Below are 16,708 nucleotides of genomic sequence, written 5' to 3'. Positions count from 1 at the left end.
GTCATACTCTGCGTATTTTTCTGCGCCAGCGTTTTGGTATTGATGTTCTTACTTTTGAACAGCATCCTGTGGCTTAATTCACATAAGGCGTATATTATATTTTTTATCATCTTTTCCTGATTAGTTTATTGTTCGTACAGTTTAATTCACAGGTATTGCGTTTAAACAACGAAATCTCGTTTGGTAGGAAAAACTTCTTTATTCTCAAAATTCCTAGAGAATCAGATCGGTACTGCTTGGTATTTTGTAGATAGTTACAATCCCCCATTAGTAGTTTCGTACTATCTAAAGGAAGGCTGAGTTTTTGTGAGTCAGTCTCAACCCCTTCTTGAAAGATTAAGATCTTAATCAATTTGTCAATAAGTAATAGTGCTTAAAAGTTTTGCAAAAATGAGGGTAGAAAACACAAGTTTTGGGCTAGCAGTGCCTACGGCTGGCTCTGCCTATGCGTCATCAGAAAAACTATTACTCATTTTTGTCTTCAAATTCTGTGTCAAATTGAATTTAATAGCCCCATTTGGAGTTAATTTACAGCATAAATACTATTGAAAAAATTAATTTTATCTTAATCTGTCAAGAATGGCCGCAACATCATAATTACCACACGTATAGCGAGGTCTTAATGATACCCTCAAATGGTGCATTAGCAATGTTACTAGTGCTAATTTTGGTGCTTTTTTGGATTTATTTAAAATATCAAACCAGAATAGGATCAAGATATTCACGCCCTGTGGCAATTTTCATCATAGTTTCTCTGGCGATCGCTGGTGGAGGTATTGTATCGGCAGTAACACCAAACCCGGCTCCCCTAGATAACATAACCAGTTTACCAGCGGCTACAACTGGAGACCCTACCCCGGCGAACCCACCACTCCTGACAGCAGTGGCTCAACCAAGCAATCTCGGAGACTTTGTTCAAGACCAAACAGCCCTACTCAAGCTAGGAAAATCCCTATTCTGGGATATGCAGCTTGGTAGTGACGGTATTCAGTCTTGTGCTACTTGTCACTTTCATGCCGGAGCTGATAATAGATCAAAGAATCAAATCAATCCTGGTTTTTTAGCATCACTGAAAGATACAACTTTCCAGGTAGGTGGTGGTGCAAACTATCAACTCACGGCGGCAGATTTTCCATTTCACAAACTGGCAGATCCTAATGATCGAACCAGTACAGTTATTTCTGATACTAACGATGTCGCCTCATCCCAAGGTGTGTTTAACAGTGTTATCAATAACACTGCTCCGGGTCAAGCAGAGGATTCGACTACATCTGTGCCAGATCCAGATGGCTTTCAGGTCAATGGAATTAATGTGCGTCGAGTTGAGCCGCGTAATACCCCAACGGTAATTAATGCAATCTTCAACAAACTCCAGTTTTGGGATGGTCGCGCCAAGGAAACCTTCAATGGGGTAAGTATAAAAGGAGCAGCAGACTTTAATGCTAAAGTTTACATAGCTACAACATCAAGGCAACTAACTCCTGTTTCCGTTTCGCTCAACAATTCCTCTCTAGCTTCCCAAGTAACTGGGCCACTATTGAGTCCATTTGAGACATCTGCTGGTGGTCGTACTTTACCTGAAGTCGGTGCTAAATTTCTTCGGAAAAAAGGTCAGAAGCTCAAAAGCCTCAGACCCTTAGGTAAACAACTTGTAGATCGGCAAGACAGTGTTTTAGGATCTAACAGTCGATCCCGTAAGCCCGGTCTGGATATCTCATCCTATGATCAGCTGATTCGGCAAGCCTTTAAGAAGCAATGGTGGAAGTCAAAGTCAATCATTCAAGTTGACAGTAATGGAGTACCAACAGTCCTCGGCAAAAATGATGATGGTAATGAGAGTGAGGAAGGACTGACTTTACCTACAAATCAGTTTTCGCTCAGGGATTGGAACTTCTCCTTATTCTCTGGGTTAGCGATACAAAAGTATCTGTCTACTCTTGTGTCTGACCAGACACCTTTTGATAAATTCCAAGCGGGAAATACCGATGCTCTCACCGATCAGGAAAAAAGCGGTCTGACTGTGTTTGTCAATACTCCGGCTAATGGTGGCGGTAATTGTAACGTCTGCCATACGATTCCAGAATTCACCAGAGCTTCGGTGAGAAGAACCGCAGGAGTAGCTTCAACTGATTCAACTGATCCGCTGATTAATAATCCAACTAACGGCTTCTTCCCTAACTACGGTGTCAGACCTGCCTCAGATGACCCAGGAGCCGGAAACACTACCACATCACTGTTCAAAGCACCTGCCCTCCGTAACGTCGGCTTGACCGCTCCATATATGCATAATGGTGGGAAGGCAACTCTGGAGCAAGTAGTAGACTTTTACAATCGTGGTCGAGGTGACGACGGTGGATCTGGTGCAGCACCGTTGAACCTAACCGATGCTAAAAAAGCTGATTTAGTCGCTTTCTTAAGAACCGGACTTACCGATCAGCGAGTCCTCCTTGAACAAGCACCCTTTGACCATCCGCAATTGTTCATCCCCAATGGACATCCCGGCAATCAAAGTTCAGTGACTGCCAGTGGCAATACTAATGGAACTCCTACTGCTACAGATCAGCTAATGGAAATACCCGCAGTTGGTCGTAAAGGTGTCACTACTCCCCAGCCAAATTTCTTAGAGTAAGACTTTAGACTTGAAACGTAACCATCTGCCCTTGTTGCATTGCTTTATCCAAAGTAGCAGCATTGGGCAGATTTTCTAACTTAGGGATGAATATCACTTAATTTTAAGCTAGATTTATAACAAAGATGGGGAACCACGCGCAAGTAAGTTTTATCAATAACTTATTTTTAGACGTATTTACGACAATTCATGAAACGAGATATTGATCAGCGATTTACCAGATAGCTTCATGATTATGAAAAAGGCGATGTCTGACGACAAGCCGCTCCGCGTCTACGCAAAAATGCGTAGAGGTTGCGATCGCCTTTCATTAAGAAATGTTAACACCAATATTCAGGTTATTTGATTGCAGCTAAATCACGGTTTAACTTTTTGTTAATCGTTTCTAACACCTTAGCTTCTTGTGGCGTAATCACTCCGTCTAGATCAGCAATTTTTTGACATTGTGCTAGTAGAGCTACGGCGAAATCACTATTAATTTGCTCAAGTAAGGTTTTTAAAGATGGTAGCGATTTTATATTAGCTGCGATCGCATCGATTGAGGCAGGACTAAGGTTGGCAGCTTGTAATTCTGGTAAAATATCTTCCCAAGATTTATCTGGATTACCCGCTAAGACAATATGAACCAAAATCTGATCCATAATCTTTTCTTGGGAAATAGCAGCTTCAATAAATTTTTCACTCTCTACCTGAGCATCTACTAAAGTTGCCTTTAAAGTTAATGGATTCTGCTTTGCTTCATAAAACTGACAAGCCGCATAACCTAATGCGTATATCATTACTGCATTTGAACTAGCACCAATGACGGCTCCCGCTACTGGCAGATTTCGTAGTAAACCCAAACCTGCTTTGATTGCTGTTTTTCCACCCAGCCCTAAACCAAAAATTGCTACGGCTTCTCCTTTGCGCTCTGAATCGTTTAAATCCAGTCCATAAGCAGCAGCAATTTGATAAACTAACTCCACAGATAATGCAGCCGTAGCAGTCCAATCAAGAGCAAATGTTACGACAGCTTCTCCTGGTACAGCACTGGTAGTAAACCCTGTTATTCCCGCCAAAACAGCTTTCTCTAACATCAGATGATGGGCAATTCCAGATGGTTGTTCATTGGGATAATTTTGCTGTAACTTTCTAACAGTAGCCTCAGCATTAACTACATCAACTTGTTGAATTAAGAGATTCAACCAGTCTTTATTTAAAGATTTTATTGCTGATTGTAGAGAAGGATTATTACCAACTATTGCTAGTGCCTGTCCTGCTACTTGTGTTGCCTGTAAAGCTGCACCACCAATCACACCACCAATATCTACAGCTGCTCCTGCAACACCTTGCCCTGCTTGAACGGCAGTGCCTCCGATAGTCCGACTAATGCCTATAGCTGCTCCTGTAGCAGCTTGTCCAGCTTGAACAGCAGCACCTCCAACTACTCCAACTGTTCCTGCTACTGCTCCAAACAATGATCCCAAAAAAGATGGTTTTTCTACAGTTAATTGATTATCTGTTGTTGTTTTAGTAATGGCAATTAAAGATTCTACTTCAACATTTGTGTGAGGTGTTAATCCAACTGAATTTACTAATGCTTCTAACTTAATTTCTTGTTGCCAATCGGGAAAATCTTCACCTGTTACTCTACCGGATATTTTAACATTCTTAAAAGATTGGATGCCTAAATTAATTAATCCATTACAAATAAGTGGGACTACTAACTGTTGTACTGGAACTTCAATTGATTCCAGCATTATCTGTAGACAATTTTGTTTGAAACTAGTTTTTGGCGTAATTCTGGTTAAATTTAACCACTGACTTACCAAAGTATTAATCGCATTTGTATCACCTTGCTTGGCAAGTTCTAGAATGTTTAGCTGTATCATACTTAGTACTGGTGAGAATCTTAGCAATAACTTAGTTCAATTATTCCCACCCACTATAAAAAAGTAATATTTGACACATTGAACTTAGAACTATCAGCGATCTCATACCTATCCATCAGTACAATTAATCACGGGATCGCTTGCTGTATTCTTCACAGTTTGTTACAAAAGTACAAATAACTTCTAGAGACCCAAAACCACATGTTCGGCGGACTTACTGGTTTACAAAATCCTAAGGGCACAGATTGGGGAGAGCGGATGCTCAACACAGTCGCCAGCCAAACGATTCGCCATCTGTTTACCCAAAGCGAGTCAGTAGAAGTTTTTGTGCGCTGCTATCCCTCCAGCAAACTGTTGCAAGGCAGCATTGATAGCTTCAAAATGAGCGGTAGTGGCTTAGTGATTCGGAGAGATTTTGCCGTAGAGGAGATGTCTTTTGAAACCGATGCGGTTGCCATTGACTTCGGCTCGGTTTTAAGTGGCAAACTCAGTCTCAAGCAACCCACTCAAGCGATCGCTCAGGTAATTCTATCAGAAGCAGGCATCAACCAGGCCTTTAATGCGGAACTGGTGAAAAAGCGCCTGCTTAATCTCTCAGTACCATCACTGACGGCATTATCTGGCGGTGAACCAGTCTCCTTTATGGAAGTTCAGGTACAGCTATTACCTGAAAATCGCTTACAGCTCATAGCAAAAGCAGATTTAAACAATGGTGAACTTGTACCCCTGAGCATGATTCTAACTATAGGCATTGAAAGACGGCGGCGAGTTTCTTTCAAAGATCCGAAAATTGAACTCGACCAGGTGCCAGAAGCCCAGCGGGAAATCTCGCAAACCTTGAGCGTAGCACTGGTAGAAATTTTGGATAATATGGTTGATTTGGATCGCTTTGACCTCGATGGAGTGAAAATGCGGCTCAACCGATTAGAAACTGAAGGTCAAAAACTTATTTTCAGTGGATATGCTGAAATTGAGCGTATTCCAAATGGCGCTTGATAGGAAATTTTCACGTAAACAAGGTAAGTAAAGTTTTTTTAATATGAGTTCGGCGAACCTCTCCCTGCCTTGAACTAAACTTCAAGTCTGTCCCTCTGTCCTATCGAAGAGGGATGGTTTTATGTAGTAAAATATCTTAAAGGTATTTTGATTAAGCTAATTAGACGGACACTATATGAGCCGTCAAATTCACGTTTTTTCAGTATATTTGCATCTTTGGGCGAAGCTCTAAAATAAAATCAGATACCGCCTAAATCGTTTTAGGCGGTAGCGGTATTGTAAATAAATTTTTGGGTTTTTAAAAGAGTTAGAGTCAGCAATTATGGATTATAGCTTGTAAGTAATTCTTATCCATCATTGATCACTCATAGCTCCTAACTTTTAACCATCTATCTTCCCACGCCTACATATTGAAATCCAGCCCGGATCATTGTTTCGGGGTTGAGGAAATTACGACCATCGATGATAACGGGGTGAGCCATCAATTTTGCCATCTTCACATAATCCAGAGTGCTGAACTGCTGCCATTCGGTGACGAGTACTAAAGCATCGCAGCCGTCAGCAAGTCTTTCGGCATCGGTTTCTACTAGTACACCAGAAAGCCCATGACGTAGACCTGTTTGGGAAACAATGGGGTCATAGGCCTTGACTTTGGCTCCTAGTCGGTTTAGCTGCTCAATTAGGTTGAGTGCTGGGGCGTCGCGTAAGTCGTCGGTATCTGGCTTGAAGGTCAGTCCGAGTAGTCCGACTGTTTTGCCTTTGAGAATTTTCAGAACATGTTGGAGTTTCTCCAGAGCAATCAACCGCTGACGTTCGTTGACACTGACAGCAGATTTCAGTAGCTGGGCTTCATAACCATAGTCATCAGCAGTGTGAATCAGGGCGGAAACATCTTTGGGAAAGCAGGAACCGCCCCAACCAATACCAGCTTGTAAAAACTTGTTACCAATGCGGGAGTCTAAACCGATGCCTTTAGCTACTTGGGTGACATCAGCACCGACGCGATCGCAAATATTAGCAACTTCGTTAATAAAACTAATCTTAGTGGCTAAAAAGGCATTAGCGGCGTATTTGATCATCTCCGCCGAACTCAGGTCTGTTGCCAAAATTGGCACAGGGGGTAAAGATTGATCCTCAGCATACTTGCGTTCCACAATTGGGGCATACAGTTGTTGCATCAAGGCTACTGCCCTTTGACTATTGCCTCCTAGTACAATGCGATCGGGGTTGAAGGTGTCGTGAACTGCCGAACCTTCGCGCAAAAACTCTGGATTGCTGATTACATCAAACTGGGCTGCAACCTCAGGTAATTTCTCATCACTCGACACCCCACCTGCGGTTACTAGTGTTTTCTGCCGTTCAGCGGTACCATCTAGAACAAGCATCCGCACCCAGTCACCTGAGCCAATGGGGACTGTAGATTTATTTACTATGACTTTATAACCACCGTTGAGATTTTCCCCAATCCCACGGGCTACAGCTTCAACATAACGAGTATCACTTTCACCAGTGGGTAAAGGTGGTGTTCCCACAGCAATAAACAGAATTTCTCCGTGGGTAACTCCAGCAGCGAGATCACTAGTAAAATGAATCTTCTCTGTTTGAATGGCAGACTGCATAATTTCTGAGAGTCCCGGCTCAAAAATTGGGGACTGTCCAGACTTCATTAACTTAACTTTTTCTTCGTTGTTGTCTACGCAAATTACATCATGTCCAATATGAGCCAAGCAAGCACCTGTAACTAAACCAACGTAACCAGTACCAATCACGCAAACACGCATTTTTTAACTCCTCACTTTTTTGGGATTAGTCTTCAAAAAGAAGTTTTCAGACACTTATACACTGCCAGGAAACTCAGCCACTAAGGATATTAGTTATCGAGAGCGAACCTGTATGAAAATTCAGAGCGACGCTAGGCGCTTTAAATAATTGAATTACTGACATCGCTTTGAATGCGATCGCGAAAATCTTCTATCGTTAGTTTTAACCCCTCTTGCAGAGGAATTGTCGGTTCCCAATTTAACCAAGTTTTTGCCTTTGTGATATCAGGCTGGCGACGCCGGGGATCGTCCGAAGGTAGTGTCTCGAACTTAATCTGTGCGTCCGGGTTGATCATATTTTGCACTGCTTGTGCTAATTGTAAAATCGTGTATTCACCAGGATTGCCCAAATTTACTGGGCCAATGTACTCGCCATTCATCAGGCGGATGAATCCTTCCACTAAATCGGAAACGTAGCAGAAACTACGAGTTTGCGAACCATCACCGTACACGGTTAAAGGATTACCTCGCAAGGCTTGAACTATAAAGTTGCTCACCACCCGACCATCGTTTTCTAACATTCTCGGTCCGTAAGTATTGAAAATCCGAGCAACTCGAATATCAACTTTATTTTGCCTGTAGTAATCAAATGCTAGAGTCTCAGCAATTCTTTTGCCTTCGTCGTAGCATGAACGTATCCCAATGGGATTGACGCTACCCCTGTACTCTTCGGGTTGGGGATGAACTTCTGGATCTCCGTATACTTCACTAGTTGAAGCCAAGAAAAACCTAGCTTTCACACGTTTAGCCAGCCCCAACATATTCAGTGTTCCCATCACGTTAGTTTTTACGGTTTTAACTGGGTTGTACTGGTAATGTACCGGAGAAGCAGGACAAGCTAAATGATAAATTTGATCCACTTCTAACCGAATTGGTTCAGTAATATCGTGGCGGATCAGTTCAAAGTACGGATGACCTAACCATTTAATGATGTTGCGTTTGTGACCAGTGTAAAAATTATCCAAGCATATTAATTCATGCCCATCAGTCATTAGTCGGTCGATGAGATGGGAACCAATAAACCCAGCACCGCCCGTCACCAAAATTCTCATAGTTTCCCAATTGCTTACAAATATTTTCAGTAGCTATTGCACTTACTTTTAGATTACCCAGCTTGAGGACAAAAATACAAAACGAAAGAAAGAATAAGGTTCAATCAAAAAGTGTTGCTGAACTTACTTAGGTTATAGTTTTGTGATATTTTTACCTGCTTCCTTAGGAATTTAACTAGCAAAATAACAAACTTAGTCTTAAGATTGTCAGTCTTCCACCTAAAGTTCATCAAATCTTCAATAATATAAAGTGTTTTTACGGTTATTACTGTTCTCACTTGGATACAAAGCAGCAGAGAGTAAGTTGATCAGAAATGTACAGTTGTACATCCCTACAGTCGATTCATTTTTTGCAAAGATTTTTGTGAATACGATGCCTCCGGTGGTCACTGAGCGGCTGGTGAGCGCAGTCGAACCATGCCGTATCCCTACGGGGATCTTGCTAGCAAAAGCGTCTGGTGAGAAGTGCGGGCTGTGACGAGCGTTCGCGCCAGCGTGCCGTAGGCAAGACTCGCTAACGCTTCGCTATCGGTATCGCAGCCCAAGTCATCCCCCTGTCTCCTTGTTTCCCCATCCTCTCGTTAACTGTGCCAATTTTAGATTTTAGATTTTAGATTCAAGAATTAAAAATTATTTCGGTTCATGCCCCGACATTGTGTGGGTGGAACAATTCTATTATTCCATTATCCCATTATCCAAAATTCGGCTTGCCCCACACCCAATCTTGCTGGGGTGAATCCAAATTCCATTATTCCATTATCCAAAATTGATAGAGTGAACTCTGGCTCGTATCATACAGCAGATGTAATGCTGGTAACCGGGTTAGACATAACTATATTTGTAGTTTGAGTGCTTTGTGGTTCTCCAAGCATGATAATGGAGCAGGTGAGTTGTCTGGCTAACTGGGTTGTGACATCGCTAATGGCTAACCCTCCAGGGCTGGTACGATTACGTATAAAAGGTAAAACTACTAAATCATATAATCGTGCTGCCTGCAAAATTGCTTGGGCAACATTTTCATGAGCGATAATTTGAATTTCTGGGGTATTGGTCAAAGCTAATTTAGATACCAATAGGGAGAGATGCGATCGCCTCCAAGCAATTTTACTGGAACTAGTGCGGCGATCGCATACATTCAGCACAGTAATATGGCTCTGATTTGCCTCTGCCAGCATCTGGGCAAATTGCACAGGCTGTAATGTAGGTGCTGTTAAGTTTTCTACTGGTACTAAGATGCGCTGAATTTTTTTCGGTGATTCTACTAGACGTGTCACCGCTACTGGACAATGGGATGCCCAAAGCACACCATCAATCACATTTCCAAATAAACGTGCTCGCAACCCAGTCCGTTTACCCCAACCCATAACAATTAAATTAGCTTTTTGTTCACGAGCAGCTCTGCTAATTCCCTGAGCAAAGGCATCATCAATTCGCAGCAGTGGTTCTGCGGCCACACCCAATACTCGACTTTGAGCCGTGGCTTTGGTCAATAACCGCTCACTTCGTTGTAGAGAGGCTTCTAACTGCGGTGCATCCATCTGAGCAGCAGCAGTAGCGATCGCTAGTGGTACAATTTTGCCTTGAGACTGACGCGCTAATAATGCCGCCATTTCAATCAAATACTGCTCAGTGTGAGGATTATAAACAGGTACGACTATAGTAAAGGCACTGTCTGTTTCTAGTGCGTTTTGGTCAGGTAGGGGTGGTGCTGGATCTTCGGCTGGCGAGGAATTCAAACCAACAGCTATTCTACTAGTTATCAACGGCCCCAAGGTTGATGTGACAAGCATTAAGATAATGACACTGTGTAACACTTCTAGTGGCAGCAACTCAGCTCGGTATCCCATTAACGTTGCTGCTAGGGTTGTAGCAACCTGGGGAAGTGATAGCGACCAGATGGTTAGCATTTCTTGCCACTTATAGCGGTAAACCAGTTTTGCGAACAAAGCTGCAATTAATTTACTGACAATCAAACCGACTATCATCAACAGCGTTAACTTGAGCGTGTCCAGGTTGTTCACAGAGGCAGGTAGATTGATCAGTAAGCCAAGGTCAACAAAGAAAATGGGAATAAATAGCACACTGCCAATAAATACCACCTTTTCTTTGACTGGGCCTTCACCCACAGCTTCATTCACCGCCAAACCCGCTAAAAAAGCACCAACAATTTTTTCTACCCCAATCAATTGAGCGCCCACAGCCGCCAGAAACACAGAAAGCAACACAAACAAAAACTTGTTTCCTTCGTCGTCTCCAGACCGTTTGAAAAATTCTTTGCCTGCCCAATCAAAGCCTGTGACAACGGCAACAGAGTAAATAGTTAACCAACCCGATAAGGTGAGTAGTTTAGCAAAGCTGAATGCTCCAGCATGAGTGATGCCTACACAAACAGCCAATATCAGCACTGCACCAATATCTGTAAAAATCTTAGCTCCAATGGTAACAGTAACAGCTTCATTGTTTACCACTCCCAAACGGCTGATTATGGGATATGCCAAAAGAGTATAGGAAGCGAATAAAGAGCCAATTAAGATTGAAGTATTCCAGCCAGAGCCTAAAATTAGCCCTACTAAGGTTCCCATCACCAGGGGTACACTGAAAGTCAAGCTAGCAAACCCAAAGGCACGACTTTTCTGGCGGCGGAACTGTTCTAGATCAATTTCTAACCCTGCGACAAACAGCAAGTAAATTAACCCAATGTCTGATAGCAGGTTAATCAGCGGCGAGTCAGACTGAAATAGATTCCAGCCTGAGGGCCCAAGTACTAGCCCTGAGAAAACCAAACCCACTAATCCTGGTAATCTTAGCCGCTCAAACATGATGGGTATAACTAAGATGACCACCAGCAAGATAGCAAAGGGAACAATTGGTTCCTTGCCAAGAACTTGGGAAGTTGGTTCCAGAACAAGAACTTGTGATATGAGTTCCATAGGTAGGAATTGAAGGGGCTATGGTAAAATTGCGATTACCTTGGGGCCGATCGCCTGAGCGATATAAATGTAGAAGCCACCTGACGAAAAATCAAAAATATTAACTTACACTAACTAGGCAATTGTTTAAGAACTAACTACCTACGGATGGATTTGACTCAAAATGAACCGCAAGCGATCGTAGTCGTCTTTTAGTAGCACGCTCAGGCTACGTCCAGCTTTAATTAACCATTCTCGGTCAGCTTTGCGTAACTGGTATACATCTCGAATAGCAGCTGCGCTCAAAGACTCTACTGGCGCACCGTTAATACAAAGCAGTGTCCGCAAAAAATCTAGTTCTTCAGTAAATTTAATGATCGCTTCTGGTTCGCACCGATAAACAGCTTGATGAATTTGCGGGGGACGGGGTGGTAGATACTGATATATTCTTTGGTTATAACCTCGATTTTGGGAAGACTGCTCAAATCCCACGATCGCAGCCCGGAATTCAGTTCTGAGCATGGCAAATATTTGGGGTTGTTCCTCGCGTAAGTCTTGCAATGACAACCCCAAAGCTCTGGCCCGGTGTACGGAATCTATAGGCATGGTTGTGGCATAATACACCACAGCATAAACTTGATTGCCAGATTCTTCATCTATAGAACAGACCCAACTACCAAAAGGTGGCATGGAGGGAAAGCTCAAATCTTCCGGTTCCAAACACTGGGCCAAAAATTCGGTACTATTAGTCTCAATCACCTCCGCAATGTGGTTGGGATGGCGATCGCCAGTTGCAAACTGTGGTAAGGGGAGGCGCATGGGAGTGCTGTTAGCAATAGTGGGGCGTTTAGCCCGTGCTGAGTGCTGAGTTAGGAGTTATGAGTGATGAGTTGAGGAATCATAACTCCTAACTCCTAACTAATCTTATTTGGCTTTTTTACGTCCGGCTGTGGTCTCTACGAGTGACAATTCGCTCAGGCGGAAGGTAACTAATTTATCCCAGTTCCCACCTTCAAATAATACGGCTACTTTGCCATCACTTACCCGTTGCACGAGTCCTTCGTAGCGGTAATAGGTATCTGCAGGATTGTTGACGCGAACAGTTGCTCCAGGCAGAATCATGTTTTTAGCCTCGCTTGTTTCCTGTTATATAGCTTAATACTTTTGACAGTCCCCAGCCTAAATGCTTGTTGTTACCCATATCTTTTTAATCTCTGGCTTCGTTGCCAACCTGCCTTGGAATAAATAAATTCTGAGGCTAAGTAGATGGATCTAAATAAATATAAGATAGTTCGTCATTGCGTACTCCAAAGGATAACCCGTTCGCCTTGGTCTTTACCACAAGAAGGGTACGAAGTGTTCTGTTACAAAAATGTGGGTAATGGCTAACGCACCATCTCAAATTTTCGGTTTACCCAAGAGTAGGAAAGCGATCACTAATTAGTGTTATTCCTGAAGGTACGGCACATCCCAGATTTTTGGTAGCGTTAGGACTAATATCCATAACACACCCTACGAGATTCAAGCCAATGTGGATCAGGTTTTCCGACTTGTGTGTACACGGTAGCTTTAAAAAGGAGGGGGAACCTAGAAGCCCTCTTTTTAAGATATCTTGTGCGGTAAGTCCTAAAGTCCACAGTCTAGGAGTTTTTGACCCTGACTCATGAATAATACTTCTGTCTTTGGCGAAAATTTGCTACCGATTCTACTATTCCCAAGGAAATGAAGTTGGTCAGCATAGCAGAACGCCCATAACTCATCCAAGGTAGGGGAATTCCTGCCACAGGCGCTAAACCTACAGTCATGCCAACATTCACAATCACCTGAAACACAATCATGGACAAAACGCCAATAGCCAACAAGGAACCAAAGTTATCTTTGGCGGTTTGGGCAACATGCAGTAGACGCAAGCAAATTAAGCAGAAGACAAACAGCACTACCAAACAACCAACAAAACCGAATTCTTCTCCCACTGCGGAGAAAATAAAGTCTGTATGCTGTTCAGGTACAAAATTCAGTTGTGTCATTGGCCCCTTAAACAGACCCCATCCCCAAATTTCACCAGCACCAATAGCAATGCGAGATTGGATTAAGTGATACCCAGCACCTAGTGGATCATGATCGGGGTCCATGAATACAGTTAGCCGCTCTTTTTGATACAGTTTCAAAATATGGTTCCAGGCGAAGACTCCTAATTCGCCACCCAGTATATTGAGACTCCATGCACTGATAGCACCGAAACCAAATCGACGCCAGGGAAGAGTTTGCCAGCCCACAATAGCCATCGCAACTGACCAAACTAGCCCTAATGGGCCGAAAGATAGTTCTTTGAATAAAACGATCGGCTCTACTAATGGCCAAGATATACTCAGCAAAATGGCAGCAACCACCGGAGAAATCATCAGAACTAACCAGCCTGGGTTAGCATTTGCCCAGTAAAGCATTCCTAAAACGATCGCACCAAATACCATTGATGTTGCTAAATCTGGCTGTAAAAATACTAATCCCCAAGGTATAGCAGTGATTGCCAGAACCCGGAAAATACTTTCCAGGCTAGAAGCAGTGCGCCTATGTAACAAAGCTGCTAAGGTGATGATCATACCGACTTTGGCAAATTCTGAGGGTTGCACGTTAAAACCAGCGATACTAATCCACCGCTGCGCCCCTTTGGCGCTAGTACCAGCAATCATCACAGCAATTAAGCTAAAGTTCGTTAGTGCGTATGTTACCCAGTGCCACTGCATCAAGAGTTCGTAACGCGTGCGAGATAAAAATAGAGCTATAAGCACACCGATACCCGCTACCAGCCAGTGCCACCACCAGTCAGTTACTGGCTGCTTCAGTTCCGTGCTGAGGATCATGATGCCACCAAAGATACTTATAGCAATTGGCAAACAAAATAGTAGCCAATCTACATCCTGCCAGGGCTTAACCCAAGACTTCCAGCGAATTTTGGGGAGCGATCGTTTTAACAACATTGTGCCAGTTTAGACTTTTTTAAATGTTGGGCATTGGGGAGCCACTGGGTTGCCGGGGTTCCCCCGGTTGTTCGCGCAGCGTCTCCCTTAGAAGAAGCAAGTGGCGTCATTGGGTATTTGTACTGAGCTTGTCCTGAGCGGCTTGCCTTGAGCGTACCCCTACGGGGATCTTGCTACGCGCAGCGTCTCTAAGAGTTGCCGAAAGGAGCCGTAAAGCCTACGGCATAGCTACGCTTAGGGCGCAGCCTCTCCAAGAGTTGGGCGGCATCGAAGTACTGGGCATTGCTTATTCTCGTTGTTCCTCTAAAGTTCTGAACTAAGGAAGTCTTACCTCAAACTTCTCTACTTATCTTCCTTGTCCCCATGCCCCAGTCTCGATACCCAATCCCTAGTATTCCCAAACTATAAGTCAAGAAGTAGATAGAAATTAAAATTAATTATGTCAAAGCAGCAACTGATACTTTACCAGCAATAGTAAGAGCGATCGCTGTTAATGCTTTTGCTGAAGCTGAATCTGGCTCACCAACGACTATCGGCACACCGCTATCACCGCCAACTCGTGTGGAAATTTCTAGCGGCACGCACCCCAACAGTGGCACTCCCAATTCGGCGGCTGTTTTGGAGCCACCACCGGAACCGAAGATGTCATACTGCTTATCGGGTTGATCGGGGGGGATAAAATAGCTCATATTTTCCACGATCCCTAATACTGGGACATTCATCTGCTGGAACATCCGCAATCCCTTGCGAGAATCTAGCAGGGCTACAGTTTGCGGCGTGGTGACAATTACCGCCCCTGCCATCGGCACTGCTTGAGTTAAAGTTAACTGAGCATCTCCGGTTCCCGGTGGCATATCTACAATCAAATAGTCCAGTTCTCCCCATTGCACTTGATAGAGAAACTGGCGAATTACACCATTGAGCATAGGCCCACGCCAAATTACTGGTTGATCTCGGTCAATCAAAAAGCCCATTGAAACTAATTTGACGCCGTGATTAAAAGCAGGTTCCAGGATGTCACCTGTTTCAGTGGAACGCACTACAATTTGGGCATCAGCCAGACCCAGCATGGTGGGGTCATTGGGACCATAAATATCAGCATCTAACAAGCCGACTTTTGCCCCGGTTTGGGCTAGAGCTACTGCTATATTCACCGCCACGGTACTTTTACCAACGCCACCTTTACCGCTGGAAACAGCAATGATATTTTTGACCCCAGAAATACCAGTGCGATCGGGCAAACTTTTTTGTTGGGGTGTTTCAGCCGTCACTTCTATGCTTACATCTGTAACGCCTGGGAGCTTTTTGACAGCTTTCTGACAGTCTTCAACGATAAATTCACGTAAAGGACAGGCAGGAGTGGTCAACACCAAAGTGAAGCTAACCTTACCATCGTCAATTTTCACGTTGCGAATCATATTCAGTTCTACCAGACTTTTGCGGAGTTCTGGGTCTTCTACTGGTCGCAACACTTCTAACACAGAGCGGGAGTCGAGGACATCGTACATAAAAATTCAAAATTGAAAATGAAAAAATACACTCGTGACGTGTACTTAGTTATTAACTGGATGCTTTTTTAAGTAAGGTCAGCTTAGTGTTTTCACTGGTACTGCCGTAACAAAACTTAGCAAATTGCATTATCACCTAATAGAATCTTAACTTTCTTTAGGGATTAGTTATTGGGCATGGGAAAAGAAGCAGGGCAGCAGAGGGGAGTATTTTCCCCCTTTCACCTACAAGAACTGCCCCTCTGCCTCTTAAAAGTCGCCAGTTCACATCACCTAAAAATCAAAACAACTGTCATTAAGGGATTTTTTCTTCCCAGATACCGTTGATAATGCCGTCTTTTCTACCGCCTCTACTAAAGACCGTGCTACGCGGTCTGCATAAGGACGGGATAAAGACCAAATCAGGGGCGATAACCAACCCCGTAGCGTTACAGAATAAGACAGACAAGTACCACAAACCGTTGACTCTACTTGATAAGTCACCCGTTCCTCTATCCCAGGAATCGCCAGCACTCGGATACTCAGCATCTCTCTATGATTGACGCGCTCCACAAAAATTCGGATGGGAATCGGCCAAAAGCGTGTTACAGCATGAAAAATTAATCCTGGTTTGGGTACTAATCCGTAGGGCACGTTAGTACTCTTAAGTAGTGGATGCCAGGAAACATCTGTTAAGTCAGCCACTTTTTGCCACAGTTCATCTACAGAAGCAGAACTAATCTCTCGATACGTCCGCACCAGAGAAGCGCAAAACCGACGACGTTTGCGGTGGATGAATTTGGATAACCAACCTTGCATTTTTTTAATCCTCCTCCTTCCTAGACACTTTCTGGTAACTCTGGTATGGTGGGCAACTATGCTCAGTTTGTGACAAGGGCGTTACCCTGCGGGATCTCTTGCTACGTTTATAACCACTTTATATCCCGCCACTGATTTGGAGTACCA

Annotated in this window: 11 protein-coding genes; 2 read left to right on the top strand and 9 right to left on the bottom strand. The window is 43.6% G+C overall.

Annotation, left to right across the window (positions count from 1 at the left end):
• The first annotated feature begins 730 nt into the window (after positions 1-730).
• Positions 731-2,629, top strand: coding sequence for a cytochrome c peroxidase (locus V7K21_RS26150; protein WP_335178384.1), 1,899 nt, complete (start codon positions 731-733; stop codon positions 2,627-2,629).
• Positions 2,630-2,967: 338 nt separating this feature from the next.
• Here V7K21_RS26150 and V7K21_RS26145 read toward each other — a convergent pair whose 3' ends face one another.
• The gene (locus tag V7K21_RS26145) at positions 2,968-4,500 is read right to left on the bottom strand and encodes a hypothetical protein (protein WP_335178382.1); all 1,533 of its coding nucleotides are present in this window, start codon (positions 4,498-4,500) and stop codon (positions 2,968-2,970) included.
• Between the two features lie 201 nt (positions 4,501-4,701).
• Here V7K21_RS26145 and V7K21_RS26140 point away from each other — a divergent pair, with 201 nt between their 5' ends.
• Entirely contained in the window at positions 4,702-5,496 is a 795-nt protein-coding gene (locus V7K21_RS26140) for an LmeA family phospholipid-binding protein (RefSeq protein ID WP_335178380.1), read from the top strand.
• A 389-nt stretch (positions 5,497-5,885) separates the two neighbouring features.
• Here V7K21_RS26140 and V7K21_RS26135 read toward each other — a convergent pair whose 3' ends face one another.
• The 8 genes from V7K21_RS26135 to V7K21_RS26100 all read right to left on the bottom strand — a co-directional run bounded on the left by V7K21_RS26135 (position 5,886) and on the right by V7K21_RS26100 (position 16,561).
• The gene (locus tag V7K21_RS26135) at positions 5,886-7,277 is read right to left on the bottom strand and encodes a UDP-glucose dehydrogenase family protein (RefSeq protein ID WP_335178378.1); all 1,392 of its coding nucleotides are present in this window, start codon (positions 7,275-7,277) and stop codon (positions 5,886-5,888) included.
• A gap of 140 nt (positions 7,278-7,417) precedes the next feature.
• Entirely contained in the window at positions 7,418-8,368 is a 951-nt protein-coding gene (locus V7K21_RS26130; protein WP_335178376.1) for a UDP-glucuronic acid decarboxylase family protein, read from the bottom strand.
• A gap of 791 nt (positions 8,369-9,159) precedes the next feature.
• Positions 9,160-11,298, bottom strand: a complete 2,139-nt coding sequence (locus V7K21_RS26125; protein WP_335178374.1) for a cation:proton antiporter domain-containing protein — start codon at positions 11,296-11,298, stop codon at positions 9,160-9,162.
• A 141-nt stretch (positions 11,299-11,439) separates the two neighbouring features.
• Positions 11,440-12,096 carry an HAS-barrel domain-containing protein gene (locus V7K21_RS26120; protein WP_334873129.1) on the bottom strand — a complete coding sequence of 219 codons (657 nt, stop codon included), beginning with the start codon at positions 12,094-12,096 and terminating at the stop codon, positions 11,440-11,442.
• 105 nt (positions 12,097-12,201) lie between these two features.
• Entirely contained in the window at positions 12,202-12,399 is a 198-nt protein-coding gene (locus V7K21_RS26115; protein ID WP_292792583.1) for an NAD(P)H dehydrogenase subunit NdhS, read from the bottom strand.
• Between the two features lie 539 nt (positions 12,400-12,938).
• Positions 12,939-14,255 carry a rod shape-determining protein RodA gene (gene rodA, locus V7K21_RS26110; protein ID WP_335178371.1) on the bottom strand — a complete coding sequence of 439 codons (1,317 nt, stop codon included), beginning with the start codon at positions 14,253-14,255 and terminating at the stop codon, positions 12,939-12,941.
• Between the two features lie 437 nt (positions 14,256-14,692).
• On the bottom strand, positions 14,693-15,763 hold the full coding sequence (locus tag V7K21_RS26105) for an Mrp/NBP35 family ATP-binding protein (protein ID WP_335022900.1): 1,071 nt from the start codon (positions 15,761-15,763) through the stop codon (positions 14,693-14,695).
• Positions 15,764-16,036: 273 nt separating this feature from the next.
• Entirely contained in the window at positions 16,037-16,561 is a 525-nt protein-coding gene (locus tag V7K21_RS26100; protein WP_273766779.1) for an SRPBCC family protein, read from the bottom strand.
• Between the last annotated feature and the right edge of the window lie 147 nt (positions 16,562-16,708).

Source organism: Nostoc sp. (genome assembly GCF_036919595.1).
Lineage (GTDB): Bacteria > Cyanobacteriota > Cyanobacteriia > Cyanobacteriales > Nostocaceae > Nostoc.
This window is presented reverse-complemented; position numbering and strand designations above follow the sequence as displayed.